Annotated in this window: 16 protein-coding genes; 5 read left to right on the forward strand and 11 right to left on the reverse strand. The window is 68.5% G+C overall.

Annotated elements, in window-relative coordinates; all coding sequences use genetic code 11:
- Positions 1–19 precede the first annotated feature (19 nt).
- Positions 20–373, forward strand: a complete 354-nt coding sequence (locus JL11_RS02315) for a hypothetical protein (RefSeq protein WP_054764233.1) — start codon at positions 20–22, stop codon at positions 371–373.
- A gap of 41 nt (positions 374–414) precedes the next feature.
- Positions 415–846, forward strand: a complete 432-nt coding sequence (locus JL11_RS02320; protein WP_054764234.1) for an SRPBCC domain-containing protein — start codon at positions 415–417, stop codon at positions 844–846.
- Between the two features lie 4 nt (positions 847–850).
- On the opposite strand, the gene JL11_RS02325 is transcribed toward JL11_RS02320, so the two are convergent.
- From JL11_RS02325 to JL11_RS02365, 9 genes are all read right to left on the reverse strand, one after another.
- Complete coding sequence (locus tag JL11_RS02325) at positions 851–1,831, reverse strand: type II secretion system F family protein (RefSeq protein WP_054764235.1); 981 nt, start codon at positions 1,829–1,831, stop codon at positions 851–853.
- Between the two features lie 9 nt (positions 1,832–1,840).
- Positions 1,841–2,821: a type II secretion system F family protein gene (locus JL11_RS02330; protein ID WP_054764236.1), complete on the reverse strand. Its 981-nt coding sequence runs from the start codon at positions 2,819–2,821 to the stop codon at positions 1,841–1,843.
- Between the two features lie 4 nt (positions 2,822–2,825).
- Positions 2,826–4,280 carry a CpaF family protein gene (locus tag JL11_RS02335; protein WP_054766766.1) on the reverse strand — a complete coding sequence of 485 codons (1,455 nt, stop codon included), beginning with the start codon at positions 4,278–4,280 and terminating at the stop codon, positions 2,826–2,828.
- Between the two features lie 189 nt (positions 4,281–4,469).
- A complete protein-coding gene (locus tag JL11_RS02340; RefSeq protein WP_054764237.1) occupies positions 4,470–6,038 on the reverse strand; it encodes an AAA family ATPase in 1,569 nt (522 codons plus the stop codon).
- Between the two features lie 5 nt (positions 6,039–6,043).
- Entirely contained in the window at positions 6,044–6,727 is a 684-nt protein-coding gene (locus JL11_RS02345) for a CpaD family pilus assembly protein (protein WP_054764238.1), read from the reverse strand.
- 4 nt (positions 6,728–6,731) lie between these two features.
- Complete coding sequence (locus JL11_RS02350) at positions 6,732–8,390, reverse strand: type II and III secretion system protein family protein (protein ID WP_054764239.1); 1,659 nt, start codon at positions 8,388–8,390, stop codon at positions 6,732–6,734.
- A complete protein-coding gene (gene cpaB / locus JL11_RS02355) occupies positions 8,387–9,364 on the reverse strand; it encodes a Flp pilus assembly protein CpaB (RefSeq protein WP_231681373.1) in 978 nt (325 codons plus the stop codon). The genes JL11_RS02350 and cpaB overlap by 4 nt, the downstream gene beginning before the upstream one ends.
- 76 nt (positions 9,365–9,440) lie before the next feature.
- On the reverse strand, positions 9,441–9,962 hold the full coding sequence (locus tag JL11_RS02360) for an A24 family peptidase (protein WP_054764240.1): 522 nt from the start codon (positions 9,960–9,962) through the stop codon (positions 9,441–9,443).
- 106 nt (positions 9,963–10,068) lie between these two features.
- A complete protein-coding gene (locus JL11_RS02365; protein WP_054764241.1) occupies positions 10,069–10,245 on the reverse strand; it encodes a Flp family type IVb pilin in 177 nt (58 codons plus the stop codon).
- A 240-nt stretch (positions 10,246–10,485) separates the two neighbouring features.
- Between JL11_RS02365 and JL11_RS02370 the strand changes: the two genes are divergently transcribed.
- The 3 genes from JL11_RS02370 to JL11_RS02380 are packed head-to-tail and all read left to right on the forward strand — an operon-like array spanning position 10,486 to position 11,987.
- Positions 10,486–10,899 carry a pilus assembly protein N-terminal domain-containing protein gene (locus JL11_RS02370; RefSeq protein ID WP_054766768.1) on the forward strand — a complete coding sequence of 138 codons (414 nt, stop codon included), beginning with the start codon at positions 10,486–10,488 and terminating at the stop codon, positions 10,897–10,899.
- A gap of 3 nt (positions 10,900–10,902) precedes the next feature.
- The gene (locus tag JL11_RS02375; protein WP_054764242.1) at positions 10,903–11,433 is read left to right on the forward strand and encodes a TadE/TadG family type IV pilus assembly protein; all 531 of its coding nucleotides are present in this window, start codon (positions 10,903–10,905) and stop codon (positions 11,431–11,433) included.
- A complete protein-coding gene (locus JL11_RS02380; protein WP_054764243.1) occupies positions 11,433–11,987 on the forward strand; it encodes a TadE/TadG family type IV pilus assembly protein in 555 nt (184 codons plus the stop codon). The genes JL11_RS02375 and JL11_RS02380 overlap by 1 nt, the downstream gene beginning before the upstream one ends.
- On the opposite strand, the gene JL11_RS02385 is transcribed toward JL11_RS02380, so the two are convergent.
- Positions 11,939–13,285: an anthranilate synthase component I family protein gene (locus JL11_RS02385; protein WP_054764244.1), complete on the reverse strand. Its 1,347-nt coding sequence runs from the start codon at positions 13,283–13,285 to the stop codon at positions 11,939–11,941. The two genes, JL11_RS02380 and JL11_RS02385, sit on opposite strands and share 49 nt — an antisense overlap.
- Positions 13,282–14,073 (reverse strand): tyrosine-protein phosphatase, encoded by a 792-nt coding sequence (locus tag JL11_RS02390; protein WP_054764245.1) that lies wholly within the window; start codon positions 14,071–14,073, stop codon positions 13,282–13,284. The genes JL11_RS02385 and JL11_RS02390 overlap by 4 nt, the downstream gene beginning before the upstream one ends.
- Between the last annotated feature and the right edge of the window lie 20 nt (positions 14,074–14,093).

Consider the following 14,093-nt stretch of genomic DNA (forward strand, 5'->3'; position numbering starts at 1 on the left):
GCTCGGCGACACTCGAATCATGGCCGTCGAAGAGTTCAAGAGCGCAAAGACCGAGTGGAAGGATGTGGTCCTGGTCTGCCGCAAATGTTCGAAGAAGCTGGACGGCGGGTTCGGGCCGGACGGGGACCTGACCCTGAAGAAGGCGCTGCGGAAATATCTGCACCTGAAGAAGGGCAAGAAGGGTCGGAAGGGGGCGCTGACCGTCACCAGCGCCGACTGTTTCGACATCTGTCCCAAGGGCGCCGTCGTCGCGGTCAACGCCGCCCAGCCCAAGAAGCTGCTGATCATTCCGGCCGGCGCCGACCTGTTCGAGGTCAAGACGCGGTTGGGGCTGGACGACGGGCGGCGGCTGAAGATGGTCGTTCCCGACTGAGACGTCTTCCTTCCGCCGGCCAGCCGTGTCAGATCGGCGCCATGGAAGACGCCAAGATCGAACGACGCGCCGGGGTGCAGGCGACCTCTGACCGGCTCTGGGAGCTGGTCTCGGACCTGCCCGGCTGGAACCGCTGGAATCCGCACGAGACCGATGTGGAGGGCGCCATCGCCTTTGGCGGCCAGCTGACGATCACCGAGGCCTTTCCCGGCCAGGGCGAGCGGCGGGCGGCGGCCCGGGTTGCGGAATGGCGGCCCTATGTGCGGCTGGTCTGGACCGAGAACCGGGGCTTTCTGTTCCGCACCCTGCGCTACATCGACATCGAGGAGCTGGAGAAGGGGCGCTGCATCGTCTCGTCTGGCCACAAGTTCGCGGGCCTGCGCGGCGAACTGTTTCACGACAAGCACAGAAACGCCCTGCGCGAGGCGCACCAGGCCATCGTCGACGGATTGAAGGCCGCCGCAGAAGGCTGACGCTTCAGCCCTTGGCCATGGTGTCCATGATGTTCAGGATCGCCGGGCCCAGGATGACGATGAACAGGACCGGCAGGAAGAACAGGATCATCGGCACCGTCAGCTGGGCCGGCAGGGCCGCAGCCTTCTTCTCCGCCGCCGACAGGCGCAGTTCGCGGTTCTCCTTGGCCATGACGCGCAGGGCCGAGGACAGGGGCGTGCCGTAGGTCTCGGCCTGGGTCATGGCGACCGCCACCGACTTGACGCCTGGATGGTTGGTGCGCCGGCCCAGGTTCTCATAGGCCATGCGGCGGTCCGGCAGATAGCTGAGCTCGGCCGACAGCAGGGACAGTTCCTCCGCCAGTTCGATCGAGGAGGAGCCGATCTCCTGGCTGACCTTGTTGACGGCCGCCTCAATCGACATGCCCGCCTCGACGCAGATCAGCAGCAGGTCCAGGGCGTCGGGAAAGGCCAGCATGATCGAGGCCCGGCGTTTGGCGATGCGGTTCTTCACATAGAGGTTCGGCGCATAGAAGCCGGCGACCACGGCGCCCATACAGGCGCTGATCTTGTTCATCGTCGGCCAGTCGACGATCTTGAGCACGAACAGATAGAAGACCGCCACCGCCAGGAACAGGAAGGGCGAGGCGAAGCGGAAGAAGTAGAAGGTGGTCAAGGGACGCGGACCGCGATAGCCGGCTTGGGCCATCTGGTCGGCGACCTTCGGGTCTTCCAGCAGCTTGGTCAGGTTCAGCCGGTCGACGAGCAGCTTCTTGAAGCCCTCGTCATCGCTGTGGCGCAGCGCGCCCTGGCCCGACTGGATCGCAGCGCGTGAGCGACGCTTCAGGTCGTCGCGGCGCTCCGAAACCGCCTTCATCCGCTTGTCCAGCTGAACGCCCCGGGTCATGGAAGACAGCAGGGTCAGGACGGTGGCGAAGACCAGCACCCCCACCCCTATGCTGAGCAGGTTTTGCGGGTCGGTGATGAAGCGAATGAAACCGTCCATGTCCCCGCCTCAGATCTTGAACGAGATCATGCGCTTCATGACGAAGACGCCCAGTCCCATCAGAACCCCCGCCAGCAGCAACAGGGCGTTGCCGCGGATGTCGGTGAACAGGGACATCATGTAGCCGGGACTGGTGAACATCACCATGGCCATGACGGCCGGCGGCAGGGAGCCGATGATCCCGGCCGACGCCAGGGCTTCGGACGACATGGCCTTGACCTTTTCGGCCATCATCCGGCGGGCGCGCAGAACCGCCGACAGATTGCCCAGGGCCTCGGCCAGATTGCCGCCGGTCTTCTGCTGGATGGCGATGACGATGGTGAAGAAGCGCAGCTCGGGCGACGGCATGCGCTCGTACATCCGCTCCAGCCCCTGTTCCAGGGTCATGCCGACCCCCAGGCCCTCGACCAGCAGCTTGAACTCGGGCCCCAGGGGCGCCGGGCTTTCGCGGGCGATAATCTTGAAACACTCGTGGACCGGCAGGCCGGACTTGATGCCCCGCACGATGACGTCGACGGCGTTGGGGAACTCCAGGGAGAATTTCTTCATCCGGCCCTTGGCCAGGAAGCTGACGATCCAGCGCGGCAGGCCCAGCGCCACCCCCACGCCCAGACCGAGCGCCAGAATGACGTGCAGCCCGAACACCAGGCCCAGCAGGGCCGCGATCCCGCCGGCGACGGCGCTGACGATGTAGAAGGTCCGCACGCCTATGCTCAGGCCCGCCTGTTTCAGCCGCACTGACATGGTGGCGCGGGCCTTGCGCTCGCGGCGATCGGCCTCTTTCAACTGTTCGGCGATCTGTTTGCGGCGGGCCTCGGGCGTGCTGGCCGCGGCCGCCGCCCTGCGCGCCGTGGCGGCGTTTCGCTTGGTCTCGCCCAGCTTGTTGGCCCGCTTCAGGGCCTGGCTCGAGGAATCGTCTCCGCCGACGAAGACCCAGCCCAGGCCGCCGATGGTGATGAAGGCCAGAACAGCGGCGAGAATCGGCAGCATGCCCCTACTCCGCCGCGTCCAGGGCGTCGGCCAGCTCGCGCTCCAGCCCATAGTAGCGGGCGCGGTCCCAGAAGCGGGGACGGGCGATGCCGGTCGAGCGGTGGCGGCCGATGATCTTGCCGTTCTCGTCCTCGCCGGTGATGTCGTAGACGAACAGATCCTGGGTGACGATGACGTCGCCCTCCAGCCCGACCACCTCGGTGATGTGGGTGATGCGGCGCGAGCCGTCGCGCAGGCGGGCGGCCTGGATGATGACGTCGACCGAGCCGACGATCATCTCGCGTATGGTCCTGGACGGCAGGCCGTAGCCGCCCATGGTGATCATCGACTCCATCCGGCTGATGGCTTCGCGCGGGGAGTTGGCGTGCAGCGTGCCCATCGAGCCGTCGTGGCCGGTGTTCATGGCCTGGAGCAGGTCGAAGGCCTCGGGCCCGCGCACCTCGCCGACGATGATCCGCTCGGGCCGCATCCGCAGACAGTTCTTGACCAGGTCCCGCATGGTGATCTGGCCCTGGCCCTCCAGGTTGGGGGGCCGGGTCTCCAGGCGCACGACGTGCGGCTGCTGGAGTTGCAGTTCGGCGGCGTCTTCGCAGGTGATGACCCGCTCGGTCGGGTCGATGAAGGCGGTCAGGGTGTTCAGCAGCGTCGTCTTGCCCGAGCCGGTGCCGCCCGAGATGACCAGATTGCAGCGTGAAGCGCCGATGACGCCGAGGACGCGCGCCCCCTCGGGACTGATGGAGGCGTACTCCACCAGATTCTTCATCGTCAGCTTGTCCTTCTTGAACTTGCGGATCGTCAGGGTCGGTCCGTCGATCGCCAGGGGCGGAGCGATGACGTTGACGCGCGAGCCGTCGGGCAGGCGAGCGTCGCAGATGGGGCTGGATTCATCGACGCGGCGACCGACCTGAGAGACGATCCGCTGGCAGATGTTCATCAGCTGGGCGTTGTCGCGGAAGCGGACATTGGTCAGCTGGACCTTGCCCCCCACTTCGATGAAGACCCGGCCGGCGCCGTTGACCATGATGTCGGCGATGTCGTCGCGCGCCAGCAGCGGCTCCAGCGGGCCATAGCCCAGGACGTCATTGACGATGTCCTGGACCAGGTGCTCCTGCTCGGCCACCGACATGGAGACGTTCTTGATCGCCACCAGTTCGGCGACGATGTCGCGGATCTCTTCCGACGCCGTCTTGTTGTCGAGCTGAGCCAGGTTGGCCAGGTCGATGGTGTTCATCAACGCATTGAAGATGGTGGTCTTCGTGGCGTGATAATAGTCGCTCTGTTCCCGGACGATCTCGGCGACCGCCTGGGCCTTCTTCAACTGTTCGAAACCGGCGGTCGGCCGGGGCCCTGCAGCCTTGCCCCCCGACGGGGGCGGGGGCGCCTCGGACGGGGATGAAGGTCGGGCCGCCAGGGCGTCCAGCCGGTCCGGCTTGGGCGGGGCCGCCCCGACCGGGTCCATCTCGCCGAAACCGGCCGCCGCAGTCAGATCGTCAGGTCCGCCGAAGGCAAAGGCCTCGGTCTGGACGCCGGGCGTCGGCTGACGCAGGGGCGCGTCGAAACCCGTGGCTGCGGGCGGCGCGGCAGAGGGCGCCTCGCGCAGGGGCGCCGCGCCGACGCCGGGTTGACCTGTGCGTTTGCCGAACATCCGTCAGCGTTTCTTGAACAGAGAGCCGAACAGGGATTTGGACGCCCTGTCCTCCTCTGCGGGTCGCGCCGCCTTGACGGGCTTGCCTGCAGCCGCAGCCGGCAGCTCTCGGCGCGAGACGATCTGGGCCAGGGTCTGGAAGGCTTCGGCCGCCTTGGTCTTGGCGCCGGCGTCCAGGATCATCTGGCCGTTGTTGGCCGCCGCCCCGAAGGTCTTGGCGTCGAACGGGATGATCAGGCTGGGATGCACGCCCAGGGCGGCGCCGAAATCCTTGGCCGGAATTTCCGGCCGGCCGGGCACGCCGACCTGGTTCAGCACCAGACGCGGCGGAGCGTCGTTGGGCCGGCCCTGACGGATCAGGTCGATCATGTTCTTGGCGTTGCGCAGCGCCGCCAGATCGGGCGTCGCCACCACTACCACCTCGTCGGCGCTGATCAGGGTGCGGCGCATCCACGGCGACCACAGATGCGGCAGGTCCAGGATGACGAAGGGGGCGGTGGCGCGGATGCGGGTCGTGACCTCTTCGAACGCCTCGGTGGAGATGTCCCAATCGGTGTCCAGGGTCGCCGGCGCGGCGAACAGGCTCAGCTTGTCGGTGCAGCGGACCATCATCCGGTCCAGAAGGGTCGCATCCAGCCGGTCCGGCTGGCCCAGGGCGTCGACCACCCCGTTCAGCGGATCCTGGTTGAAGTCCAGCCCGGCCGTGCCGAACGGCAGATCATAGTCGACGATGACCGTATTGGCCCCGATCCGCTCGGAAATGGCGTAGGCGGTGTTGTGCGCCACGGCCGAGGCCCCCGCCCCGCCCCGCGCGCCGACGAAGGCGATGGAGCGGCCGACGAAGGGCTGGGCCGGGTCGTTGAACAGGCCGCCGATCGCCGCGATCAGCTGCAACGGCTGAAGCGGCGCGACCAGATATTCGCTGACGCCGCGCCGCATCAGTTCGCGGAACAGAAGGATGTCGTTGGTCGCCCCGATCACCACCACCTTGGTGCCGGTGTCGCAGACCTCGGCCAGCTGATCCACCTCCCACAGCAGGGTCTGGGGGTCCTTCAGGCATTCGACGATGATCAGGGGCGGGGTCGGCTCATGACGATAGGTCTCGACCGCCCCCATGACCCCGCCGATGCGGATCTGGGTGGTGGCGCGCGACAGGCGCCGGTCCTGGGCCGCGCGCTCGGCTGCGGCCAGGGTGTCCTGACGTTCGGCGAAAACATGGATGGCGATGCGGGGCACCGACACCTCGCCTATGGCGCCGACGGGCGCCAGGCTGGTCTCGGCCGACATCATGGGCGCCAGAGCGGGCGCCGAATGGGGCGTCGCCGCAGGCGCGGGCGCAAGCGTCGACTGCGCCCTGGCCACCATCTCGCCGACAGGATTGAAGCTTGAGGACGCGGGGGCCTGGGGCGAACCCCCGCCGGAGGGCGCCGGCTGGCCCGGATGGGGGCCGGCGCTCAGGAAGGCGGCCGATCGGGCGTCCGAGGTCGGGAAGGCGGACGGCTCGGAAAAGTCCATGTCGACGTCGAAACCGTCGTCCAGGGCGTCGAAGGGGCGAGGCGCGGCGGGGTTCATCAGGCTCAGTCCACCGCCGTCGAAATGCGCGCGCTCTCCACCAGCGTCTCCTGGGGTGCGGCGGTCTGCTCGCCGGCGGCGTATTTGTCGAACACCACCGTGCGCCGCCCGGCCGAGGCGGGGGTCATGGCGCGCGGCCCTGCAATGTCGCGCGGATCAGCGATCTGGGCCGCCAGATTGGCGTTGACCGCGCAGCCGAAGTTGGACGAGGACCTGTTGTCCCCGGTCCGGCTCAGATTGCCCCAGGCCGTTCCGCAGCGGGGCACGGCCGCCTGGACCGTCTCGAAACCGACCAGGACCGGCGCGCGCGGATTGGGTCCGTCGTAGCCGACGATGCGAAGCCGGTCTCCACCCACACCGAGGCGCGTCAGGGCGTCGCGCACGGCGTAGGCGGTCTGGGCGGCGACCGGATCGTCCCCGGCTGGCGCCTCGATCGTGATAGAACCGGCGCCGACGGCGGCGAACCGTTCGACCAGGGCGGCTAGGGCGGCGTTCTGATTGGCCGAAAGGCCGTCGTCGTGAACGGCGAGGGCGATCCGGTCCAGGCCGGTCTCCACCTGGAGCGCATAGCGGGAGGCCGGCGTCAGGGGCGGTTCACCGCCCAGGCTGGCCGGGCCGCCGACGCAGGCGGAGAGGCCGAGCGCCGCGCCGGCCAACTGGGCGAGAGGCAAGAACGAGAGACGGGTCATGAGCTCACTCGATCACATAGCCGACGGCGCCCTGCCAGGCGGCGCCTGAACCGGCCGGTCCGGGAGCGGGCGCGCCATAGACCTGGTTCAGCTGTCCGAACAGGATGGTCTGGGAATCCGTGGCGATCCGCAGGCCGTCGGCAGGGGTCTGCATCCGATCCGGCGAGGTGGGACTGACGATATAGGGCTCGACGATGACGACCAGCTCGGTCTCGCCGTTCAGATAGTCGCGCGAGCGGAACAGGGAGCCCAGCACCGGCAGATTGGTCATGCCGGGCAGGGAATCGACCGCCTGCCTCGTGCTTTCCTGCAACAGGCCGGCGATCATCATCGCGCCGCCTGACGGCAGTTCGACCGTGTTTTCGCTGCGTCGGACGGTCAGGCCCGGCAGGGTGATGGACGAGGCCGTGCCGGCGCCGATGGTGAACCCGCCCTGTTCGGTCAGTTCGGACACCTCGACCTTGACCTGAAGCGAGATGCGGCCGCCCGACAGGACGATGGGCCGGAAGGCCAGGCCCACGCCGTAGGGCTTATAGGTCACGGTGATGTTGCCGTCCCGATCCCGCCCGGTCGGCAGGGGAAACTCGCCCCCGGCCAGGAAGTTTGCGGATTCGCCGTTCACCGACGTCAGATTGGGCTCGGCCAGGGTCCGGGCCAGACCGACCCGCTCGAACGCCTCCAGACAGCCGGTGGCGTTCGTGCCCGTCATGGTGCGGAAGGCGGTGGAGGCGATATCCTGGATGGCGTTCGAGACCGAGGCCGCGCTCGAGGAGCCGGTCGACGCCTGGGCCAGGGCCGTTCCAGGGACCTGAACCAGATTGCCGTTGACGTCGGTGACCGTAACCGTTGTCGGGAAGGGGGCGCCCGTCCAGGTCTGGGAGGCGCTGGCGTTCGAGCCGGCGCTCGTCTGACTGCCGCTGGAGACCGTGCTGGTCCCGTTCGTCGTCCGACCGCCGGTCTGATTGTAACACAACCCCCCGCCTCCGACCGCCGCCCCGTTCACCCCATAGGTGTTGGGGCGACTGAAGCCGTAGGAGTGGATGCCCGAGCCCTTCAGGATGTCGGCGTTGAAACCCAGTTGCTTCAGGCTGCTGCGCTGCACCTCGACCACGCGCACCTTCAGCGTCACCTGGTCCGAGCCGGAGACGCTGATCATATTGATCACCTTTTCCGGGGCCGAAACGAAGGCGCGGGCGACCTGGGCCGCCTGGGCCGCCTGGGCCGGGCTGTCCGCCGTTCCGGTCAGTATGACGCTGTCGTTGACGGCCTCGGCGTGGATGCCGCCGCCGGGGGCCACGCGGCTGAGGGTGTCCTGCAGGGCGCTGACGCCCGCATCGACCCGGACGCGCAGGCTCAGAATGGTGCGGCCGGCGGCGTCCAGGAAGACGGCGTCGGTCTCACCCGGCGCGATCCCGATCACGGTGATCCGGCGCGGCGAATGCAGCATGGCCTCGGCCACCTGCGGATTGGAGACGATCACGTCACGGGCGTCGGCCGGCAGATCCACGGCGAAGGAGGTGCCGCGCGGCAGGTTGATCAGCCGCGGCGCCGTCCCCATCGACACGGCGGCGCGCGTCTGGGCCGTTCCGGCGGCCGGCGCCAGGACCAGGCCGGCGGCGGCGACCGTGATCAGGACGGCCTTGGACAGGATCGAGGCTCTCACGGCGTCACCACGGTTTCAGGCGCCCCGCCGCGATAGACCCTCACGCTGCGCGTCTGGGCCGTCGCCTGGGGCGCGCGGGTCGCGCCGGACGGCCCCGCCGTATCGGCGTAGGAGCGCAGCGACAGGGACAGTTCGCCCTCGGACTTGGCCTGGGCCAGAAGCACGGCGTCTTGGGGGCGGACCTCCAGGGTGGCGGTCGCCCCGACCACGGCCTGGGCGTCGTCGCCGACGCGGGTGGACTGGTCGATGGCCAGGACCTTGACGTTCTGCATCACTGTGGCCGACGAATATTTGGAGCCCGAGCCGCCGCCTTCCACCGCCCCGGAAGGAGTCTCCTTCTGGGCGGTCAGGACGACGTCGACCCGGTCGCCGGGCAGGATGAAGCCGCCGGCGGCCGATTCCACCGTGACCGCAATGGCCATGGCGCGCATGCCGGGCTCCAGATAGGCCGCCAGATAGCCGCTGTCGCCCGCGCGCACGATCTTGCGCGCCACGATCGGCTCTCCGGCGAGAATGGGTTCGCGCACGACCGAGCCGACATAGTCGGACTTGACTCCGGTCCCGACCAGGCGGCCGGCGGCCTCGCCGACCCGCTGAACCGCGCCGGCGGTCTTGTCGGCGACGGCCTTTTCATCAGCGGGCTTGGCCTCGGCCGGCTTGTCGGCGGCGGCGGGAAGCGGGACGGAGCCGTCGCTGATGAAGGCGGGGTTCAACTGATCGACCGGCCAGTCCTTCCAGGACAGGTCGCCGTCGGTCAGGCGTTTGCCGGGCTCCAGATCGCGGGCAGCGACCAAAATCTTGGCCATGGGGCGCGCCTCGACAGGCGCGGCGGCGGCCGGCGCGGCGGGCTCGCCCTGCCCCATGGCGCGCACGACCAGAGCCAGGCCCAGTGCGGACACGGCGGCGATGCAAAGGACGACGATGCGGGCGGGCTTCATCCAGACGATCTCCGGCAGGCGCGGCGAGCCGGACATGATCCTCGCCCCCTACCGTTAACGATCATGAGGCCCGAGAGTTAACGCTTCCTAAGCGACGCCCGCTTGCGCAACCTCAAGAAACCGCCAAGGCGCGAACGACCATGTCGCCCTCGGGAAAGGTCAGCAGGGCGCCGATGGCGATGGCGACGCCATAGGGAATATCGCCCTTGGGCTCCAGCAGGCGGGCGACCCACGGAAGGCGCGGCGGGAGCGGAGACAGCAGAGGATAGTATTGGCGGGCGAGGATCAGCAGGAGGCAGAAGCCGCCGCCGGCCAGGGCGATCCACAGCAGCAGCGGCCCCAGATCGCCGAACCCCAACCACAGGCAGGCCGCAGCCAGGGCCTTGGCGTCCCCGCCCCCGATCCAGTTCAGGGCGAACAGGCCCATGCCGAGGATCAGGGCGGCGAAGCCGACGCCCAGATGGACGGCGATCTCAGGCAGGGTCAGGCCGACGAGCAGGGCCGCCGGAAAGAAGGCGGCCAGCAGGGCCAGGGAGATCCAGTTCGGAATCCGCATCGTGGTCAGGTCGTGCAGACCCGTGGCCACCATCAGGATCGGAAAGACGGCCAGGAAGGGAAGGCTCAGAAGGTCCATGACCCCATGCTGGCACGGGCGGATTAAGGCCGGGTTGCCGCGCCGCAAAGAAGAAGGGCCGGAGCGTGCGCTCCGGCCCTTCCCAGGCTTCAAGACGTCGGGCGTCTTATTCGCCCTTCTTCTCCAGACCCGTGGCGACTTCCTCCAGACGGGCGTTCAGGTTGGTGCCGACGGTGCCGAGCACGGTGATGATCACGACGGCGATCAGAGCGGCGATCAGGCCGTATTCGATGGCGGTGGCGCCGGATTCGTCCTTAGCGAAACGCGAGATGAACTTAGTCATGGTGAGTTCCCTTGTGTAAATGTCTAGCGAGCAAATTGGCGGGGGGAGCCGGTAGCCCGCTTGACCCCCAAAACGCACGGTTAGAATGACCAAGAGGCGTTAAGGGCAGGTCACGGTTTTTAGTTACCTGCGGATTCACCACAGAAAATCCCGGATCGACGAACTTCAGCCTTTGTTGAGGAAGCCTGGGCCATCATGCGCGCGTCCGCGCTGATGCGCGCCCTTGTTTCAGAGCCGCCGATGCCCCGCTTTTCCATCGCCGTCATCACCGCCGTCCTCGCCCTGGCCGGCCTGCCCGCCCAGGCCCAGAGCCCGAACGGCGCGCTCAATGTCGAGATCGACCGCTCCGCGCGCGTCCAGCTGCGGGGCGCCGCCGCCTCGGTCATCGTCGCCAATCCTCAGATCGCCGACGTCACCGTGGTGGACGCCAACACCCTGTTCATCGTCGGAAAGGGCTATGGGGTGACCGAGGTGGTGGCGGTCGACGGCGTGGGCCGCACCCTGTTCCAGCGCGAGATCGTGGTTACCGGCGGATCGACCGGATCGGTTCGGGTCTGGCGCGGGGCCCAGGCCACGGAAATGACCTGCGGCGCCTCCTGCGCCCCCAGCCTGCGCGCCGGCGCCGCCGCGACCGGCCCGGCCTCGGCGCCCTGATCCATGGCGGCGCTGGATCGTTCTCCCCGTCGCGGCTCCGCCGGTCACCGTGAAGGCGCGGCGGCGGTGGAGTTCGCCCTGGTCGCCACCCCCTTCTTTCTTCTGCTGTTCTCGATCTTCCAGCTGGGTCTGGTCTTCATCACCGACGCCGTCGCCGAAAACGCCCTGTTGACCGTCAGCCGCGAAATCCGAACCGGCGAGGCCCAGGCCAAGGGTCTGGATCAGGCCGGGTTCAAACAGGCCTTCTGCGATCAGATGAGCGTGTTCAAGAGCGACTGCGCCGCCCGCGCCACCGTCGATGTCCGGGTCGTCGCCAAATTCTCCGACAATATCGACCCGCCCAAGGACGAGAACGGCGTCCTGGACCTGTCCAAGACCGGCTACGACCCCGGCGCGGCCCAGAATCTGGTCGTCGCGCGTGTCTGGTACAAACAGCCGATGATCGTGCCCGCCCTGACCCAGTCCGTGAGCGCCGCGGGGCCCGGACAGATCATGATCTCCGCCACCACCGCCTTCCGCAACGAGCCCTTCTGATGCGCCGGTCCCTGATGCGCAGGCTGGCGCGCGACGAGACCGGGGTCTCTGCGGTCGAATTCGCCCTGATCGCCCCGGTCATGATCCTGTTCTATGCAGGCATGGTCGATCTGTGTCAGGGCTATATGGCTGTGCGTCGCACCAGCCATGTGGCCGCTTCGGTCGCGGATTTGACCGCCCAGTCCCGCGACATCACCAAGGCCGACATCGACAACGTCTTTTTGGTGGGCCCCTCCATCATGGCGCCCTTCGCCCCGGCCTCGCTGGAACAGAGGGTCAGCAGCGTCAGCCGGGACACGACGACCAAATATACGGTGAACTGGAGCCGCAGCTGGGCGGCCTCGGGCGGGAGTGGGGCCCTCAGCGGCCGACTCACCGTCGCGGACGCCGACATTCCCGCTGATCTCCTGCCGGTCGGGTCGTCGATCATCATCGCCGAGGCCCGCTACACCTACGCCTCGCCGTTCCAGCGCTTCCTGCCGTCCGCCAGCTTCACCCGCCGCGCCTATCTGAATCCGCGCGAGGTGACGCAGATCGCCTGTACGGACTGCTGACCCGTCAGAGCCTGTCTCAGGGCGGCGATCTTTGTTTCGGTCTCGGCAAGTTCGGACTGAGGGTCGCTGTCGGCGACGATTCCGGCGCCGGCCAGGGTGCGGAAGGTCCAACACTCGTCCCGGCGCTCGAACGCGGCGGTGCGGATCAGGACCGAGGCGGTCAGCCCCCCGCCGTCTTCCAGAATGAACAGCGACCCGCACCAGGCGCCGCGCGGCGGCTCATATTCGGCGATGACCTTCATGGCCTGGTGTTTGGGCGCCCCGGTGATCGAGCCCGGCGGGAAGGTCGCCTCCAGCAGGTCGGCCGGCGTCACCCCCGGCTCGGCCCGGCCGACCACGGTCGAGACCAGATGGTGGACGGTCGGATGGCTCTCGATCGCGAACAGCCGTTCGACCGCGACCGAGCCGACGCGCGAGGCGCGGGCCAGGTCGTTGCGCATCAGATCGACGATCATCAGGTTTTCGGCCCGGTCCTTGGCGCTGGCCTGAAGCGCGGCGGCCAGGGCCGCGTCCTCGAGCGGGTCGGCCGACCGGGCGCGCGTGCCCTTGATCGGCCGCGCCTCGATGCGCCGGGCCTCGCCGTCCAAGGCCAGGAAGAGCTCAGGCGAATTGGACACCAGGGCCCGGTCCCCGATCCGCCAGAAGGCGCCGTAGGGCGAGGCCCGCCCCTGTTGCAGCCGCAGGAAGACGTCGAACGGATCGGCCTTTGGCTTCAGCGCGCCGCCCCAGGCGCGGGCGATATTGGCCTGAAACAGTTCACCGGCCGCGATCCGGGCGACCACCTCGGCCACGCAGTCGCGATAGGCCTGGTCCGGCGCCTCGGCCGCAAAGGTCTCGGCCGGAGCGTCGGGCGTCGCAGGCGTGACCGCCGCCGCCCGCCATTTCGACGCCTGAACGGCCGCCGCCTCGGCCTGCGCCGCCGTCGCCCCCCGGCCGACGGCGCGAACACGCCGCTGATGATGGTCGAAGCTCAGCATGGCCGGATAGCGGGCCAGGATCAGGTCGGGCCACACCAGGGGCCGCTCGCCGGTCGCCGGTCGCGCGCCCGCGTCATAGGCGGCCAGTCCCACCGTCCCTGCGCTCCAGGCCGGATCGCGCAGGGGGTCGAACAGATCGGCTTCGACCCCGCCCACATGAACCCGATCCGGCACCGTCGCCACATGGGACCAGCGGCCGCCGGGACCGCCGTCCGACAGCAGGGCCAGGGCGCCGTCCGTCCCACCGATCCCGGCCGCGACAGCCAAGGGGTCCGTCCACGGATGATCGCGGACGACCACATGGGTCAGGGCGCCGTTCACGCCGACAGCCGCGCCTCGATTCGGGCGCGCAGGGCGGCGTCGACGCCCAGGGCCTGTTCCAGATAGGCGTCCAGGGATCCGTATCGCGCCTCGACCTCGGCGAAGGCGGCGTCCAGATAGGCGGCCTCCACCCCGAGGAAGGCCACCACCGCGTCGTCGGAGGCGACACGGCCGGTCATCTCGTGCAGACGCCGGGCAATGGCGGGGGCGCGACCGACCAGATCGACGGCCGTATTGGTCAGCAGATAGTCCTCGATCAGGTCGTCGTGGCGGACGCCCAGCAGATGGTGGGTCAAGGCGGCGAGAAAGCCGGTCCGGTCCTTGCCCGCCGCGCAGTGGATCAACACGGGTCGGTCCTGATCGCCCCCCATCTGTCCCAGGGCTTGGAAATAGCGGCCGAAAACGTCGATGTGGGCGGCGTCGAACGGCAGGCTGCGATAGGTCTGGGTCATGAAACGCCGACCCGAATCCGGCGTCAGATCCGCCGTTTTCAGGAAGGTGATGTGGGGCGCCTCGGCCCCGTCATCGATCCCGCCCTCGATCACCAGGGCGTCGAAACCGTCATGCCGTCGCGAGGGCTGGTCGCGCCTTTCGCCCGGTCGGCGCAGATCGACCACCGCCCCCAGGCCGAACCCCTTCAGCCGCTCCAGATCGGCGTCGCTGGCCCGGGCGTGATGGCCCGAGCGCAGCAGGCGGCCGGGGCGGATGCGTCGCCCGGCCGCCGTGGCGTAGTCGCCATAGTCGCGGAAGTTGTCGATGGCCTCGAAGGCATGGAGACGGTGGCTCATGCCCCGCTTCTAGAGCCTGA

Source organism: Brevundimonas sp. DS20, assembly GCF_001310255.1.
GTDB classification, from domain to species: Bacteria; Pseudomonadota; Alphaproteobacteria; order Caulobacterales; family Caulobacteraceae; genus Brevundimonas; species Brevundimonas aurantiaca.

Excerpts from the sequence above, each read along its gene's own strand:
- JL11_RS02315 (WP_054764233.1), top strand. The coding sequence starts at position 20 with ATGGCCGTCGAAGAGTTCAAGAGCGCAAAGACCGAGTGGAAGGATGTG.
- JL11_RS02320 (WP_054764234.1), top strand. The coding sequence starts at position 415 with ATGGAAGACGCCAAGATCGAACGACGCGCCGGGGTGCAGGCGACCTCT.
- JL11_RS02325 (WP_054764235.1), bottom strand. The coding sequence starts at position 1,831 with ATGGACGGTTTCATTCGCTTCATCACCGACCCGCAAAACCTGCTCAGC.
- JL11_RS02330 (WP_054764236.1), bottom strand. The coding sequence starts at position 2,821 with ATGCTGCCGATTCTCGCCGCTGTTCTGGCCTTCATCACCATCGGCGGC.
- JL11_RS02335 (WP_054766766.1), bottom strand. The coding sequence starts at position 4,280 with ATGGACCCGGTCGGGGCGGCCCCGCCCAAGCCGGACCGGCTGGACGCC.
- JL11_RS02340 (WP_054764237.1), bottom strand. The coding sequence starts at position 6,038 with ATGAACCCCGCCGCGCCTCGCCCCTTCGACGCCCTGGACGACGGTTTC.
- JL11_RS02345 (WP_054764238.1), bottom strand. The coding sequence starts at position 6,727 with ATGACCCGTCTCTCGTTCTTGCCTCTCGCCCAGTTGGCCGGCGCGGCG.
- cpaB (WP_231681373.1), bottom strand. The coding sequence starts at position 9,364 with ATGTCCGGCTCGCCGCGCCTGCCGGAGATCGTCTGGATGAAGCCCGCC.
- JL11_RS02360 (WP_054764240.1), bottom strand. The coding sequence starts at position 9,962 with ATGGACCTTCTGAGCCTTCCCTTCCTGGCCGTCTTTCCGATCCTGATG.
- JL11_RS02365 (WP_054764241.1), bottom strand. The coding sequence starts at position 10,245 with ATGACTAAGTTCATCTCGCGTTTCGCTAAGGACGAATCCGGCGCCACC.
- JL11_RS02370 (WP_054766768.1), top strand. The coding sequence starts at position 10,486 with ATGCCCCGCTTTTCCATCGCCGTCATCACCGCCGTCCTCGCCCTGGCC.
- JL11_RS02375 (WP_054764242.1), top strand. The coding sequence starts at position 10,903 with ATGGCGGCGCTGGATCGTTCTCCCCGTCGCGGCTCCGCCGGTCACCGT.
- JL11_RS02380 (WP_054764243.1), top strand. The coding sequence starts at position 11,433 with ATGCGCCGGTCCCTGATGCGCAGGCTGGCGCGCGACGAGACCGGGGTC.
- JL11_RS02390 (WP_054764245.1), bottom strand. The coding sequence starts at position 14,073 with ATGAGCCACCGTCTCCATGCCTTCGAGGCCATCGACAACTTCCGCGAC.